Raw genomic sequence first — 15836 nt, 5'->3', positions numbered from 1 at the left:
TCCGGCAAAGGGCAAGCCCACCTGTTGCGCTTGAAGCCACGACGCCCTAGGTTTGCTGCGGAGGAGACCAGGGATGTCCGACGACCGTTTGTCATTCAAAGAAATGTGTGCAGAGTTCGAAGTGACTCCACGCACCCTGCGTTACTACGAGTATATTGAACTGCTGCAACCGGATCGCGACGGGCGATCACGGTTCTACGGGCCACGAGAATGTGCACGCATGAAACTGATCATGCGCGGTCGGAAATTTGGCTTTCAGCTGGAAGAAATTCGCCAGTGGTTACTGATCTATGAAGATCAAGGGAACGAAGCGCAAATGGCAACCTTTGTTGAAATGGCTGATCGTCAGATGGAAGAGCTGAGAAAGCAACGGCAACAATTGGACGAGGCAATGGACGCGTTGCAGGAATTACGCGACCAGACCGCAAACTCGATACGCTGAAACGCCCGAGCACTTCTAAAGCGTCTGGTCTTGACATCGGTCCCAAGCCAATGCCGACCTCTACACAGAGGAATAATCTTACCCAAAACGCGGGATGACGTGACCTGATGTTACGTCAACTAAAAAGTGACGTAGCGTTTGCATTACGTAAACGTCATCTAAGTGTTGTATGTTCTCCATCGACTGCGCAATTCAGACACAGACGCCAGTGATGAGAGTTTGAAAAATGACCGAAGAACTGATGACAATCCGAGAAATGTGCGCGACATACGACGTCACGCCACGCACCTTACGGTTCTACGAGGCCAAGGAACTTTTATTTCCAATCCGTGAAGGCCAAAAACGTCTGTTCACCAAACGCGACCGCGCACGGCTGAAATTGATCCTGCGCGGCAAGCGTTTTGGCTTCAGCCTAGAAGAAATTCGCCAGCTTCTGGATTTGTATCACGTAGGTGATCAGCAACTGACCCAGATGTCCCGCACCTATGAAATAGCATGCGAGCGACTGGCAGACATGGAATTACGACGCGAAGAACTGACTCAGGCCATCGACGATCTGAAAGAGCAGTTGCGGTGGGGCGAAAAAGTTATCGCCTCGATGAAACAGGAAAAGAAGGCGGCCGAGTGATCCTCTCGCCAGCCTGCCACCCGAACATCTGAATTAAGGGAGCTTCAAATGCCCGTATTTAACGCGCCGACAAAGGACACTCAGTTCATTCTGCATGATGTTCTCAAAGTTTCGGAATCTGACATTCCGGGCTATGACGAGTTGGAGGCAGATTTTACCGCCGCAGTTCTGGAGGAGGCTGGAAAAGTAGCCTCAAACGTTCTTCACCCGCTGAACACGGTGGGTGACACCGAAGGCTGTCGTTTAGAAAATGGCATCGTCTACACCCCCACCGGCTTTAAGGATGCATTTGAGCAAATGAAGGAAGGTGGCTGGACTGGCCTTGACATGCCAGAGGAATATGGCGGGCAGAATATGCCTTATGTCATAGGCACCGCAGTGGGCGAGATGTTTTCTGGCGCAAACCAGGCGTTCGTGATGTACCAAGGCCTGACCCACGGCGCGGCTTCGGCAATTTTGGCGCACGGGTCCGATGCGCAAAAAGACAAGTACTTGCCCAACATGGTCAGCTGTGAATGGACAGGCACCATGAACCTTACCGAACCCCATTGCGGCACCGATCTGGGCCTGATGCGAACCAAGGCAGAGCAGCAAGATGACGGTTCATACAAGATTTCCGGTCAGAAGATTTTCATCTCGGCGGGTGATCACGACATGGCCGACAACATAATACACTTAGTATTGGCCAAGATTCCCGGTGGCCCCGAGGGCATCAAGGGCGTGTCTCTGTTCATCGTGCCCAAGTTCGTCGTAAACGAGGACGGCTCGCTGGGTGAGCGGAACGGTGTTTCGGTCGGCAAAATCGAAGAAAAGATGGGCATCCACGGCAATTCGACCTGTGTCATGAACTATGACGAAGCGACCGGCTGGCTGCTGGGCGACGAGCACAAAGGCATGCGCGCCATGTTCACAATGATGAACGAGGCACGACTGGGCGTTGGTATGCAGGGTCTGTCTCAGGCCGAGGCCGCGTTTCAGAACGCGCTGGAATACGCCAAGGATCGCCTGCAGGGTCGAGACGTGACAGGTCCAAAAAACCCCGACGGTCCCGCCGATCCGCTGATCGTACACCCAGATATCCGCCGCAGTTTGATGGACCAGAAAAGCTTTACCGAGGGCGCACGTGCATTCATTCTTTGGGGCGCCACTATGATCGATAAAGCGCATCGTTCAAGCGATAAGGACGCTGACGGCTTGATCTCTTTGCTGACACCGGTGATCAAAGGCTTTCTGACCGATGAAGGCTATGACATGACCGTTAAGGCGCAGCAGGTCTATGGTGGTCACGGCTACATCGAAGAATGGGGCATGTCGCAATACACTCGCGATGCGCGCATCGCGATGATCTACGAAGGCGCAAACGGCGTTCAGGCGCTGGATCTTGTCGGCCGAAAGCTGGCGCAGGATGGTGGCAAGCACGTCATGGCCTTTTTCGAAATGGTCAAGAACTTTTGCATAGAAAACGGCGGCAAAGACGAAGCTTACGACAAGGACTTCATTGAACCTCTGAAATCCGCGTCGAAAGACCTGCAGGCCGCTGGAATGTATTTCATGCAAGAGGGTATGAAGAACCCGAACAACGCTCTTTCCGGCTCCTATGATTTCATGCATATGTTCGGCCATGTCTGTTTGGGCCTGATGTGGGCAAAGATGGCCAAGGCCGCCGGAGATGCTCTGGAAGCTGGCGCGTCAGATAAGAATTTCTACGAGACCAAGATCAGTACCGGTCGCTATTACATGGCTCGCAGATTGCCCGCTACGGCAATGCATTTGGCGCGGATTCAGACCGGTGCAGACACGGTGATGGCGCTGGACGCAGCAAACTTTTGACCTCAACCTCGGGTCCCGGCAAACGTGCCCGGACCCGGCTCACCGAAGGGCACCAAATGCCGAAACGCTTTCGCCTTACCAGACGCTTTCCCGTTGCGATGACCGAAGACGGGTATCGCAAACTAAAAAGTTTTTCGCGCGAAGCGGGTTTGGACGAAGGCGAGGCCCTTTCGTTTTTATTTGAGAATTTCAACAGCGTGATTGATGAAGACAACCTGACCCACAGGTTACGTATCTTTAATTCCGAACTGGAATCGCGAAAGCGTTGATCCTCAAGCTCGCTCGCCATCAGACGAGCGGAGAAAAAGACAAATAGCGCCACGGGAGGGGCGATTGCATGACCATCAAATTGCACTGTTTCGGAGAAAGCGGAAACTCCTACAAGGCAGCGTTGGCGCTGGAAATGTCCGGATTGGAGTGGGAGCCGGTATTTGTCGACTTTTTCAACGGCGAAACACGTAAGCAGGAATTCCGAGACAGTATTAACGAGATGGGAGAGGCACCTTTCCTCATTGATGGCGATTTTCGAACCAGCCAATCCGGCGCCATACAGGCTTACGTAACCGAGAAATCAGGAAAATTCGGCGGTGCTTCCCGCGAAGAGAACTACGAGGTACTTCGCTGGGTGCTGTGGGATAACCACAAACTTAGCTCGATGGCAGGAATGACTAGATTCTTGGTAAATTTTTTACCGGAAGAACACCGTAACCCGGATGTGATCGCCTTCAATCAAGGGCGTCTGAAGGCTGCTTATCAGATTTTGGACTCCCACCTCGATGGCCGCGACTGGATCGTTGGCGATGGCGTAACCAACGCGGATCTTAGTTGCTGCGGATACCTGTATTACCCCGAACCATTCGGCTTTGATCGCGCCGACTGGCCAAATATCGACGCTTGGTTGACTCGATTGTCTGAGCAACCCGGCTGGAAACACCCCTATGACCTGATGCCCGGCAACCCGTCGGATCGCGCTTAAGGAGACACCCATGACCGAAGCATATATATATGACGCCCTGCGTACCCCACGCGGCAAGGGTCGGAAAGATGGCAGCCTGCACGAAGTAACTTCGGTGCGCCTGTCCGCACAAACCCTTAACGCTATGAAAGAGCGCAATAATTTAGAAGGTCACGCTGTCGAGGACGTGATCTGGGGTAACGTCACACAAGTGATGGAACAAGGCGGCTGCCTGGCGCGTTCGGCGGTTCTGGCATCAGATCTGGACCAGTCCATTCCTGGCCTAGCGATCAATCGGTTTTGTGCTTCGGGCATGGAAGCAGTGAACCTGGCGGCAAACCAAGTCAAAGGTGGCGCCGGAGAGGCCTATATTGCCGGTGGAGTTGAAATGATGGGGCGCGTCGCCATGGGTAGCGATGGAGCCGCAATTGCTGTTGACCCCTCACTGGCGATAGAAACATATTTCGTTCCGCAGGGAATATCGGCTGATATCATCGCCACCGAGTACGGGTTTGATCGTGATCAGGCCGATGCCTTGGCGGTCGAGTCGCAAAAACGCGCGGCGAAGGCTTGGGAAGAGAACCGTTTCGAAAAGTCGGTGATTACCATCAAGGATCAAAACGGTCTGACCATTTTGGACCGCGATGAATACATGCGCCCTGGCACCGATATGCAAAGCCTTGGCGCATTAAATCCCTCATTCGCAATGATGGGAGAGCAAATGCCGGGCTTTGATAAGGTGGCTATGTTGAAGTACCCGCATCTGGAAAAGATCAACCACATCCACCATGCAGGTAATAGCTCTGGCATTGTCGACGGCGCAGCTGCAGTCCTGATAGGCAACAAGGAATTTGGCGGAAAATATGGTCTGAAGCCCCGGGCCCGTATCAAGGCGACTGCCAAAATCGGTACCGATCCGACCATCATGCTGACCGGTCCGGTGCCCGTCACCGAGAAAATCCTTGCGGATAACGGCATGCAGATCAGCGATCTGGACCTTTTCGAAGTGAACGAGGCCTTTGCCTCGGTCGTTTTGCGTTTCCAGCAGGCGTTTGATGTTGATCCTGAGTTAGTCAACGTCAACGGTGGCTCAATTGCCATGGGTCACCCGCTGGGTGCGACCGGTGCGATGATCATCGGCACTTTGTTGGACGAATTGGAGCGTCAGGACAAGGAAACTGGTCTGGCAACTCTGTGCATCGCGTCGGGTATGGGCGCCGCAACTATCATTGAGCGCGTCTGATGCCAAAGCTTGACCTTTCTCGGATCCCTTTCAAGGGCGGCTCGTCCTATCCCGGCAAGTTGGCTGAGGCGACTGCTGGTCGTTTCGTGCAGCGCGTCGGTGATGCGGGCGGGCTGACTCAGTACGGTGCAAACATCGTTCGTTTGGAGCCGCAGGGTATGTCCTCACTGCGCCACTACCACATGGAGCAGGACGAATTCGCAATCATGCTCAGCGGCACCTGCGTACTGGTTGACGATAGTGGTGAACACCAGATGCAACCCGGTGACTGCGCTGCTTGGCCCGCAGGGGAACCGAACGGCCACCACCTTGTGAACAAGACCGACGTGCCCGCGACCTTTCTTGTGGTCGGAACGCGGACCCCGACCGAGACCGGCTATTACAGCGACATAGATATGATGGTGAAGGATGACGAAAACGGATTCTCTTTCACGCGGAAAGACGGCAGCCCGCTGACGGCTGACCAGATTGGAGATGACAATGACTGATTTCACTCTGACGAAAGACGGCGACGGCGTCGCCCTGATCACCTGGGATGTGCCGGGGAAAACTATGAATGTGATGTCGTTTGACGGCTTGGCGCAGTTGAGTGACCTAATCGACCAGGCGTTGGCCGATGACGAAGTAAAGGGCGTCGTCATCACTTCTGGCAAGGAAGGATCGTTCGCTGGCGGGATGGACCTGAACCTTTTGGCCGTTATGAAGGAACAGGCGGGCGACGACCCAGCCAAAGGACTGTTTGAAGGCACAATGCAAATGCACGCCCTGCTGCGTAAGATTGAATTGGCGGGCATGGACCCCAAGACAAAGAAGGGTGGCAAACCGATCGCGACTGCCCTGCCCGGTACGGCGGCTGGCATTGGTATGGAGCTGCCTTTATCTACGCACCGCATCTTTGCCGCTGAAAACCCGAAGGCAAAATATGGGCTACCCGAGATAATGGTCGGCATTTTCCCCGGCGCGGGTGGAACAACCCGAATGGTCCGCAAAGTAGGCCCCATTGCAGCGGCGCCCTTGTTGCTGGAAGGCAAGATGTTGGATGTTAAAAAGGCAAAAGGTGCAGGTTACGTTGATGACATCGCAGAAGATCCGGTTGCAGCCGCAAAGGAGTGGGTGCTGAACGCCAAGGATGCCGATTTGGTAAAACCTTGGGATGCAAAAGGCTATAAAATGCCCGGCGGTGCGCCATACCATCCTGCAGGTTTTATGAACTTCGTCGGCGCTTCCGCAATGGTGAACGGTAAAACCCAAGGAGCATTCCCAGCAGCCAAGGCATTGCTGAGCGCGGTCTATGAAGGAGCGCTGGTTGATTTTGACACGGCACTTAAGATCGAAGCACGATGGTTCACCTCGGTGCTGATGAATCCGTCATCGGGTGCAATGATCCGCTCGCTCTTTTTAAACAAAGAAGCATTGGAGAAGGGTGCTGTACGTCCAGTGGGCGTTCCAGACCAATCGGTTAAGAAGATCGGTGTCCTGGGTGCGGGAATGATGGGTGCAGGTATCGCTTTGGTTTCGGCGCAGGCTGGGATGGAAGTCGTTCTGATCGATCGCGACCAAGAAGCCGCCGACAAGGGTAAAGCTTATACCGAGGCCTACCTGGACAAGGGCATAAAACGCGGCAAGACCACAGCTGAGAAAAAAGAAGGCATGTTGGCCCGCATTACTGCAACACACGATCTGGATATACTAAAGGGCTGCGACCTGATCATTGAAGCCGTGTTCGAGGATCCGAGCGTTAAAGCAGAAATGACAAAGAAGGTCGAAGCGATCATACCAGAGGATTGTATCTTTGCCTCGAACACCTCGACTCTGCCGATCACCGATCTGGCTAAGGCATCCGTTCGACCGGACCAGTTCATCGGCATCCACTTCTTCTCGCCAGTGGAAAAGATGTTTCTTGTTGAGATCATCAAAGGCAAGGAAACAGGGGATCGGGCGGTCGCCAAGGCATTGGATTACGTGCGACAAATCCGCAAAACCCCAATCGTCGTTAACGATGCGCGTTTCTTCTATGCGAACCGCTGCATCATTCCTTACATCAACGAAGGGTTGCGGATGATCACCGAAGGGGTCAGCCCGGTATTGGTCGACAATGCCGCGCGTCAACTTGGCTTCCCAGTTGGTCCAATTCAACTGAATGACGAAACTTCCATTGATCTGGGGGCCAAGATTGCGCGCGCTACCAAGGCTGCAATGGGGGACGCATACCAAGAAAGTCCAGCCGATGACCTAATTTTCTGGATGGAAGCAGAGGGCCGTCTTGGTCGAAAGGCAAATGCCGGCTTTTTTGACTATGACGACAAGGGCAAACGCACTGAATACTGGAAAGGATTGCAGGCGAAGTACCCGCATGCCGACAACCAGCCTGACCTGATTGAAGTGCAGGAACGTTTAATGTTCGCTCAGGTTCTCGAAGCTGTCCGCGCTCTTGAAGAAGGCGTTCTGGAAGATATCCGTGAAGGGGATGTTGGCGCTATCCTCGGCTGGGGTTTTGCCCCATGGTCGGGTGGACCGCTGAGCTGGCTGGACATTATAGGCACCCCATATGCGGCCGAGCGCTGCGACCAGTTGACCGAAAAATTCGGTGAACGTTTCGCTTGCCCACCGTTGCTGCGTGAAATGGCTGAAAACGGTCAGAGCTTTTACGGTCGGTTCAACCCAGAAACAAAGGCTGCCTGACAAATTGATGCAGGCGTGTGAAGCCACCTGCCTGCATCCTTAACATTCCATCAATTCTGCTGTCTTGCACGCATGACCAGAACAGTTGCACTTGGGCGACCCGGGCGACCTGAACGTCGAACCCCTAGCGTCGGGCGCATAGGGGAAACTGAATTTTTGTGGATGACCTTCGGTGGTGCGACCGAGGGGTCTGTAATTGCCGAAAAATTGCCATTTCTTGCCATCGCTTCAATGTATTCTGCGGCGGCGTCATCACCCAGAACCTCGTAGGTTGGCTGTCCCACCGCAGCTTGCCGGCGAAATCGGCAGGCCGTGCAATATGCCAGCAAACCGCCTTCGATGATTATCACTTCAGCTTGATCGAAAAACAAAGTTGTGACTTCAAACATTGTCGCGGGAGCATGCGATCGCAGTTCGCCTTTGCCGCCAAGCAATCTGGCGGGAACGATAGACAGGCCACTCATGGAAGAATCAAGCTTTTTAAGTTTCATTGCCACGCCTTGTTCTGGCAGAAGCCAGACCGGCCGCTTGTTGCCGACAGCCTGAGATGGCACATGAACCGGCAGACACTCGGCTCTTGTTTCACCTGAAGGAATTGCAACCGTATCTGTAGAAATCCGGCGTATTTCCCGTACACCGTCGTTCAATGTTCGGACAAGATCTCCCGGCGCCATGTGCTCCACCGACTTCCAGCCTTCTGGCGTTGCTATCTTAGTCCCATGCACAAATCCGCCACGTCTCGCGGATACTGCGCGCTGGCTGACCGCCCGCTGAATACTGACCGATTGAACAGAAGAATCAGGTAAACTCACTACTTTTAACACGTGCCGGCTCCCTTTAGTGGCACCTTCATAACGACCAAACAGTGCTAGCATGAAAACGGAGAGCGAGACTTCTTTTGGCCACATTTGAGCCGGCATACGGCCTAAATCGGCGCAATATCACTTTCTTAGCAAACAAAATTGATCTCAACCCATACTTTGGGCCGCTTTTGGAAACGAAAGCCTGGAATGGATTTCCCGCATTTTCCGATTCTGAGTCGATTTGAAGCAATCATTCATTCTGTTCCAGCGGCTTATTGTGCAAGAGCATTTTCTTCGTCGGGTTCTTGACTAAACAGCTGGCCAATGCGCGCTTAGTTGTTCCAGCCCATGGGCTATTCCGGTCGCAACAAGTTTGCGCCGAGGGATTGCAACATGCTAGAATTGAAAAAAATAATTCGAGCAGCATTTCAACATGACCGCCCTTAAACAATTCCAGCGGATCGAAGCCACGGGTTTGTGGCGCTCTTCACCCGAAGAGCAACGACGCGAGGTCGTCGTTTCGATCGGCGAGGCAACGCTGACAATCTCGGATTTTAACGACCGCGCACTGACACACTGGTCACTAGCTGCCTTGGTTCGCCAAAATCCGGGCTCCTTCCCGGCAATTTTCAACCCAGATGGCGATCCGGACGAGACGCTTGAACTGCCAAAGTCAGAGACCACGATGCTGGAAGCCATCGATCGACTACAACGCGCGATCGACCGGTCCCGGCCTCATCCGGGCCGCCTGCGCTGGGCTTCGGTTGGCGGGGTTGTGTTCGCCGTTTTGGCTGTATTGTTCTTGTGGTTGCCTCACGCTTTGCAAAATCATGTTGTTTCAGTTGTTCCGGAAATCAAACACCAAGAAATAGCCGCTGCTGTCCTGAAAAGGATCGAGCGTGTATCGGGAAAAGCCTGCACCTCAAGGGAAGCGATGGTATCGTTGCAGAAACTGGCGAACAGGACGGGTGTCAAACAAATTGTGATTGTGCCTGCCGGTGTGCCCGACGCCCTTAGCTTACCTGGCGGAACTGTGGTTTTAAACCGCGCTTTGGTTGAAGACCACGAAGACCCCGCTGTTGCTGCTGGATACGTCCTTGCAGCCCGCGCACAAGCGGCAGCACAGAATCCGCTGGACGAATTGCTGGATCGTACTGGGCCTATTGCCGCGTTCCGCCTGCTGACCACGGGCGAGTTAACATCCGACATCATAGACAGTTATACCGAGCAGGTCCTGACCGAACCGATCCCAAACGTTTCAGATACTGATCTTCTGGCGATGTTCGCACAGGCTGCCATGCCTTCCACTCCATATGCCTACGCACGTGACGTTACCGGAGAATCTGTGCTTGGCCTGATTGAAGCCGACCCGATGGCTGGCAGAGAGTTGGAACAGGTATTGCCGGATCGTGATTGGATCCAACTGCAGAACATCTGCGGTCAGTGATCAGCGCTATTTGGTACCGAACATACGGTCACCAGCATCGCCAAGCCCTGGCATGATGTAACCCTTCGAGTTTAATTCGCGATCAACCGCTGCAGTAACGATCTTCACGTCCGGATGCGCCTCTTTCATCCTTTCGACTCCTTCCGGAGCGGCAAGCAAGCATAAAAAGCGGATGTCGACCGCACCTGCTTCCTTCAGCAGGTCGACGGCGGCGGCAGAGCTGTTGCCAGTCGCCAGCATCGGATCAACGGCGATTACTAAACGGTCCTTTAAACCTTCCGGGGCCTTGAAATAATATTGAACAGGTTTCAGCGTCTCTTCATCGCGATATAGTCCGACGAAACCCACGCGGGCAGATGGGATCAATTCCAGAACCCCATCCAGCATACCGTTTCCGGCGCGCAATATCGATACAAGAGCCAGTTTTTTACCCGCTAGAATAGGCGCATCCATCTCTTCCATCGGCGTTTCGATGTGGCGTGTGGTCAGCTGCATCTCACGTGTGACTTCATAAGCCAGTAGCAAAGTTATCTCACGCAGCAATTGCCGGAAAACCGCTGTCGAAGTGCCTTTGTCCCGCATGAGCGTCAGTTTGTGCTGTACCAGCGGGTGATTTACGACAGTCAGATGGTCGCTCATTGTTTCTCCAGTCTCTTTTTTACTTTCTCGCGGGTTGCATCATCGCAAAATGCCGCTTCCAATGCGGTATTATTCAACGCAGCGAAATCTTCAGCGTCCCAGCCAAAGGCTTGGTGCAACATCTCATATTCACGCCGCATTGTGGTGTGAAAAAACGGCGGGTCGTCTGTTGAAACGGTTACCTTTACTCCGGCATCGCGCAACTTCGCAATTGGGTGCGAGTCGAACTCTGGATACAGCCCAAGCACCACGTTCGAGCCTGGACAGACTTCGAGCGTGATTCCGCGATCAATCAACTCGTGCACCAGGTCCGGATCTTCAATAGCTCGAACACCGTGGCCAATCCGTTCAACACCCAGATGCCGGATCGCGTCCCGAACACTTTCTGGTCCGCCAAACTCACCAGCGTGTGTTGTCAATTGCAGGCCAGCTTCGCGTGCACAGTCAAAGGCCCACTTGTAATCTGCTTGTGCACCAACAGACTCGTTCCCGCCCATGCCGAAACCAGTAATCCAATCTCCGGCAGTTTCGGCTGCGCAATACGCGCTGCGCTTTGATTGCTCTGGCCCGAAATGGCGAACGCAAGTCACCACGCCGCGCAAAGTAATTTCAAACTTACGCTCCGCCTCTTCTGCCGCGTCCTGAATGGCGCTTAAATAATCTTTCCACGCGGACAAGTCGCCGCCGCCACAGAAATCCGGGCTGAGGAAAGTTTCCGAGTAAATCACTCCGTTTTCAGCGCTTTCCTCTAATATAGCCAAAGTAAGACGGCGAAAATCCTCAGGCGAATTAAGGACTTGGCACGCCGCCTCGTAAACGTTGAGGAAATGGGAAAAATCGCGAAAGTCGTACGATCCGTTTGACTTGAATATCCCACTCAAGTCGACACGTTTTTCATGGGCAAGCTGACGTATGAACGCCGGCGGGGCCGCACCCTCGTGATGTAGGTGCAATTCAATTTTGGGCAGCTCGGCTACATTCATAAAAAAGTCCTACCCGGACCCTGTGCCGGGATGTTCAGATGGTGCGCGACACTGGCTGCGATGTCAGCAAAATTTACCTGCCCGATCTCGCCGCCCCCCTGCCCGGCTATCAATACAGGTACCTGTTCCCGGGTATGGTCGGTGCCAGTCCAGCTTGGGTCATTGCCATGGTCCGCAGTCAACAGCAACAGGTCATTTGGGCAAAGCTTGTTTAGGATCAATCCAATTTCGCGATCAAACCACTCCAACGCACGTGCATATCCGCTGATATCGCGGCGGTGACCATATAAGCTGTCAAACTCAACAAAGTTTGCAAAAGTCAGGCTCCCTTCCGCAGCTTCATCTGTCAGCTTGGACAAATGCTGCATCAATTCAGCATCTGAACCTTTGTAAAGCTCATCAATCCCTTGCATCGAAAAGATATCGCCAATCTTACCTAATGCGTAGACGTGCCGTCCCGCATCCTGCACCCAGTTTGTAAGAACAGGCGCAGGAGGCAATATCGCGAAATCCTTCCGGTTCGTGGTGCGCGTAAACCCCAAATCGGGAGTTCCGACAAAGGGACGTGCGATAACCCGTCCGACTTTCATTTCGTGCAGGCGTGGAGAAAGCGTACGACACATCTCCAGCAACCGATCTAGTCCAAATGTCTCTTCATGCGCAGCAATCTGAAAAACACTGTCTGCTGATGTATAACAGATCGGCCGTCCCGACTGCATGTGTTCGGCCCCCAGTTCGGCAATGATTGCCGTACCTGAGGCATGGCAATTGCCCAAGATACCGTCCGCACCGGCCGCCGACGCGGCCGCTTGGCTTAGATCAGCAGGAAATGCCGGGACGGTGTCAGGGAAGTAATGCCAATCCCACGGCACCGGCAACCCCGCAAGTTCCCAGTGACCAGAAGGCGTGTCCTTGCCCCGAGAATGCTCGCGCGCGCATCCCCATTTTCCGATAGGTTTACCGTTCAACCCCGGCGTGGACGCGTTTGAGGCCAATCGCACAGCCGCGCCCAGCCCCAACCCGTCAAGATTGGGAAGGAAGAGCGGACCAGAGCGTCCGTCTTCGGCGTGACCGTCCGCGCAAGCCTGGGCAATATGGGCTACGGTGTTGGCGCCTGCGTCTGGGATTTCACCGTTAAAAAAAACGTCGGCATCCTCTGCGCCACCAATCCCAACCGAGTCCATGACCAAAAGGAATGCACGTGTCATGCAGTAATCCTTTCATGGACAAGATCGGGTATCTCAACAGGAGTGTCAGATATTGTAACGGAAGCCAAAATACCTGCTTCTGCCCGACGGGCTACATCCTCGCGGGCGGCGTGGACAACGGCAATGGGTTCGCCCTTGGCCACCCGGTGTCCGAGTCGAAGCAGTCCCGATATCCCAACTGCTGGGTCTATGATATCACTTTCAACCTGACGTCCTCCGCCCAACGAAACAACGGTGAGACCCAGAGCTTCGCCGTCAAACGCCGCAATGTATCCACCACGAGGCGCAGAAACCTCTTGGATCACATTCGCTTCGGGTAAAAAGCGGGCCCAGTTGTCGACAAACTGGACAGGGCCACCCACCGCAGCCATCATGCGGCCAAATCGCTCAGCGGCCTTACCGTCGCGTATGATTGTGGCAATTCGTGTGCGACCTTCTTCCAATGTGTCACACAGGCCTGCATCCACTAGCAGTACGCCGCCAAGTTCGGCTGAAATCTCAACCAAAGGTGAAATATTGCCGCTAGTGAGAACTTTCATAACTTCGGCCACTTCCAGCGCGTTACCCAAAGCTGGGGCAAGAGGCTGCGACATATCCGTTATAACAGCGCTCGTTCGACATCCTGCGGCATTGGCAGTCTCGGTCAACGCCTTGGCGAGATCGCGGGCGGCCTCAACGGTTTTCATAAAAGCGCCGCTACCTGCCTTGACATCCAGTACAAGAGCGTCAGGGCTGACCGCTAGTTTTTTTGACAAAATGGATGCCGTGATTAAATCCAGGCTCTCAACCGTGGCAGTTACATCGCGCACTGCGTACAATCGCCTATCTGCTGGGGCTATTTGGCCAGTTGCACCTACAATTGCCGCGCCAGTGTCACGCAACACTTGCTGCAGTCGATCCTGTCCAATTTGGGTGCTTACACCGGGGATTGCTTCCAGCTTATCAAGCGTACCGCCTGTGTGACCCAAACCCCTGCCCGAGATCATCGGAACATATGCACCGCATTCGGCCAAAGCCGGAGCTAGTAAAAGGCTGACACAATCACCAACTCCACCGGTCGAATGTTTGTCGATTACAGGGCCATCCACGTCCCAGCTTAGAACATCGCCGCTGTCGCGCATCGCAATGGTCAGATCGGCACGCCCTTTAGACCCCAACCCACCCATGCAAACTGCCATTGCGAAGGCCCCAGCTTGCGCATCGCTGACGCTGCCATCAGCCAGCCCTTGCGCAAACCAATAAAGTTCCTCGCTGCTGGGTACTTCTTCACGACGCAGCTTTGCGATGATCGAACGCGCGTCCATTGCGTCAGCTATCCTCCATATGCGAAGCGTCGAATGCTCCCGGTAAAAGCTGGCCGATCGTAGTTTCAAACTCATCGCCTTCGACAGTTGCCAGAGTCACTTTGACATCCCGGTTACCAAACTCGGCCAGCTTTTGTCTGCATCCCCCGCAAGGCGGTACCGGTTGAGGGCTTGAGGCGACCACGTAAACTTCGGCCAGCTTTTGCTCACCGGCTGCGACCATTGCAGCAATTGCGCCTGCCTCTGCGCAAGTGCCTTCTGGATAGGCCACGTTTTCAACATTGCAGCCTGAAAAAATTTCACCAGAGGTCGACCGCAAAGCCGCGCCAACCTTGAAATTCGAATATGGCGCATAGGCCTTTTCGCGGACAGACAAGGCAGCTTCTTTAAGCGACATGACGATTTCCCATTTTTTGATCATATGGTCAGAAAATTTCAACCTAGTAGAAAGAATTGGAGGAGTTAAGGCCCAGACAGTTACATTCCTACCAGATTTGCAGCTATTTTAACGTGGTTTCAAACGTTCCCGGCAAAGTCACCTCAAGCAGCTCAACATCATCCGTGGGTTCGTCAAGCTTCGTGAACATCCCCGGTGGTATGACAAAGGCATCACCCTGTTCCAGCCTGAAAGGGTCCCGCCCCTCACCGTTGAGCGTCACCTCTCCGTTCATGACAAATGTGAAATGAATGTCGGTGTCGTGGCTGGTCCAAACTGGATCGCCTTGACCCCTGCGAACAACCTGAACCCCCGCAACGCCTTTGGTGTTCTCTGCAATTGTCGTATCGCGGCATATATACCCCGGCAAACGAAATTGCTGCCAGACGGCGTCTTTGGCTTGATTATACACAAACCGCTGCCCCTGCCACTCCCGTTCAGGTCGGAAGTGCGGCGTTGGCAAACTCATCTCATGATCGATTTCAGTGACATGTTCAGCAGGCACACCGATTTCGATGACCTGCACATTGTCTGAGGCCTCAAGAACACGATGGCGGATCTCGGGTGGTTGGATAAAACAGTCGCCCGTTGTCAACCGCAGCTTGTTGCCTTGATCCTCATACACAACATCAACCCATCCGTTGATGCAAAAGATCAGCTGAAACCCGACTTTGTGGAAATGAACCATGTCAGGCACCGGTCCGCCATCTGGAATGCGAATGTGGCTGGCAATGATAGACCCGCCCAGCCTATCTGGAACAAGGTCACGATAGTGCATGCCTGCCCGCCCAATTATCCAGGGAGCCTGATCCTTAAGTCGTCGCACGACAAAGGAATGCACTGTTTCCGGCATAACCATGGGTGGATCGAGTTCTTCAATTTCCACCCTTGTGCCATTAGGCGCGACCAAAGCGCGTTGGCCATCGGCAAATTCATCCGGACGATCGGTGAGAATACGCAGGGTGCCAGGTGGCTCTGGGGCATCCTTTTCAATTCGCACGCGCAGCCCGTGCCCGGAAAACACCGCAACCCGCGGATCATCAGCCGGATAGATCATATCCATCCGCATGCCCAAAACCTTGGTGAAAAAGGGAATGTCGTCTCGCAATTCCTGCGTTGGAAGGCGTATTTCCGCTTTAGTCTGACTGTGGTTCTGGCGCGATGTCATATGATGTCTCGTCAATTTCGGTTTTTGGCCATCCGATCAGAACGGCAGCCAAAATGCCAATTGAAAAG

At 53.8% G+C, this 15836-nt stretch carries 16 protein-coding genes; 9 read left to right on the top strand and 7 right to left on the bottom strand.

What is annotated here, in order from left to right; all coding sequences use genetic code 11:
• Positions 1-73: 73 nt before the first annotated feature.
• The 8 genes from AC2FNV_RS12265 to AC2FNV_RS12230 all read left to right on the top strand — a co-directional run bounded on the left by AC2FNV_RS12265 (position 74) and on the right by AC2FNV_RS12230 (position 7780).
• Positions 74-442: a MerR family transcriptional regulator gene (locus AC2FNV_RS12265; RefSeq protein ID WP_170605042.1), complete on the top strand. Its 369-nt coding sequence runs from the start codon at positions 74-76 to the stop codon at positions 440-442.
• Positions 443-668: 226 nt separating this feature from the next.
• Positions 669-1070: a MerR family transcriptional regulator gene (locus AC2FNV_RS12260; protein ID WP_170605040.1), complete on the top strand. Its 402-nt coding sequence runs from the start codon at positions 669-671 to the stop codon at positions 1068-1070.
• Positions 1071-1118: 48 nt separating this feature from the next.
• Positions 1119-2900, top strand: coding sequence for an acyl-CoA dehydrogenase C-terminal domain-containing protein (locus tag AC2FNV_RS12255; RefSeq protein WP_170605038.1), 1782 nt, complete (start codon positions 1119-1121; stop codon positions 2898-2900).
• Positions 2901-2956: 56 nt separating this feature from the next.
• Positions 2957-3169 (top strand): hypothetical protein, encoded by a 213-nt coding sequence (locus AC2FNV_RS12250; RefSeq protein ID WP_170473039.1) that lies wholly within the window; start codon positions 2957-2959, stop codon positions 3167-3169.
• 68 nt (positions 3170-3237) lie between these two features.
• Positions 3238-3876, top strand: a complete 639-nt coding sequence (locus AC2FNV_RS12245; RefSeq protein ID WP_170605036.1) for a glutathione S-transferase family protein — start codon at positions 3238-3240, stop codon at positions 3874-3876.
• A gap of 10 nt (positions 3877-3886) precedes the next feature.
• Positions 3887-5098, top strand: a complete 1212-nt coding sequence (locus AC2FNV_RS12240; protein WP_170605034.1) for an acetyl-CoA C-acetyltransferase — start codon at positions 3887-3889, stop codon at positions 5096-5098.
• Positions 5098-5586 (top strand): cupin domain-containing protein, encoded by a 489-nt coding sequence (locus AC2FNV_RS12235; protein ID WP_170605032.1) that lies wholly within the window; start codon positions 5098-5100, stop codon positions 5584-5586. The genes AC2FNV_RS12240 and AC2FNV_RS12235 overlap by 1 nt, the downstream gene beginning before the upstream one ends.
• On the top strand, positions 5579-7780 hold the full coding sequence (locus tag AC2FNV_RS12230) for a 3-hydroxyacyl-CoA dehydrogenase NAD-binding domain-containing protein (RefSeq protein WP_170605030.1): 2202 nt from the start codon (positions 5579-5581) through the stop codon (positions 7778-7780). The genes AC2FNV_RS12235 and AC2FNV_RS12230 overlap by 8 nt, the downstream gene beginning before the upstream one ends.
• A gap of 50 nt (positions 7781-7830) precedes the next feature.
• Here AC2FNV_RS12230 and AC2FNV_RS12225 read toward each other — a convergent pair whose 3' ends face one another.
• Positions 7831-8592, bottom strand: coding sequence for a Hint domain-containing protein (locus tag AC2FNV_RS12225; protein ID WP_367648298.1), 762 nt, complete (start codon positions 8590-8592; stop codon positions 7831-7833).
• A gap of 424 nt (positions 8593-9016) precedes the next feature.
• Here AC2FNV_RS12225 and AC2FNV_RS12220 point away from each other — a divergent pair, with 424 nt between their 5' ends.
• Positions 9017-10030, top strand: coding sequence for a hypothetical protein (locus tag AC2FNV_RS12220; protein ID WP_170473057.1), 1014 nt, complete (start codon positions 9017-9019; stop codon positions 10028-10030).
• A 6-nt stretch (positions 10031-10036) separates the two neighbouring features.
• Here the strand turns inward: AC2FNV_RS12220 and upp are convergent, their stop codons facing one another.
• The 6 genes from upp to AC2FNV_RS12190 all read right to left on the bottom strand — a co-directional run bounded on the left by upp (position 10037) and on the right by AC2FNV_RS12190 (position 15768).
• Complete coding sequence (gene upp / locus AC2FNV_RS12215; protein WP_170473060.1) at positions 10037-10669, bottom strand: uracil phosphoribosyltransferase; 633 nt, start codon at positions 10667-10669, stop codon at positions 10037-10039.
• Positions 10666-11652, bottom strand: coding sequence for an adenosine deaminase (locus tag AC2FNV_RS12210; protein WP_170605027.1), 987 nt, complete (start codon positions 11650-11652; stop codon positions 10666-10668). The genes upp and AC2FNV_RS12210 overlap by 4 nt, the downstream gene beginning before the upstream one ends.
• Entirely contained in the window at positions 11649-12860 is a 1212-nt protein-coding gene (locus tag AC2FNV_RS12205; protein ID WP_170605025.1) for a phosphopentomutase, read from the bottom strand. Before AC2FNV_RS12205 ends, AC2FNV_RS12210 begins: the two co-directional genes overlap by 4 nt.
• Entirely contained in the window at positions 12857-14164 is a 1308-nt protein-coding gene (locus tag AC2FNV_RS12200; RefSeq protein WP_170605023.1) for a thymidine phosphorylase, read from the bottom strand. The genes AC2FNV_RS12205 and AC2FNV_RS12200 overlap by 4 nt, the downstream gene beginning before the upstream one ends.
• Before the next feature lie 4 nt (positions 14165-14168).
• The gene (locus AC2FNV_RS12195) at positions 14169-14585 is read right to left on the bottom strand and encodes a cytidine deaminase (RefSeq protein WP_170605021.1); all 417 of its coding nucleotides are present in this window, start codon (positions 14583-14585) and stop codon (positions 14169-14171) included.
• 79 nt (positions 14586-14664) lie between these two features.
• Positions 14665-15768, bottom strand: coding sequence for a cupin domain-containing protein (locus AC2FNV_RS12190; protein WP_170605019.1), 1104 nt, complete (start codon positions 15766-15768; stop codon positions 14665-14667).
• Positions 15769-15836 lie beyond the last annotated feature (68 nt).

It is taken from the genome of Ruegeria sp. BHSA163, assembly GCF_059613365.1.
This window is presented reverse-complemented; position numbering and strand designations above follow the sequence as displayed.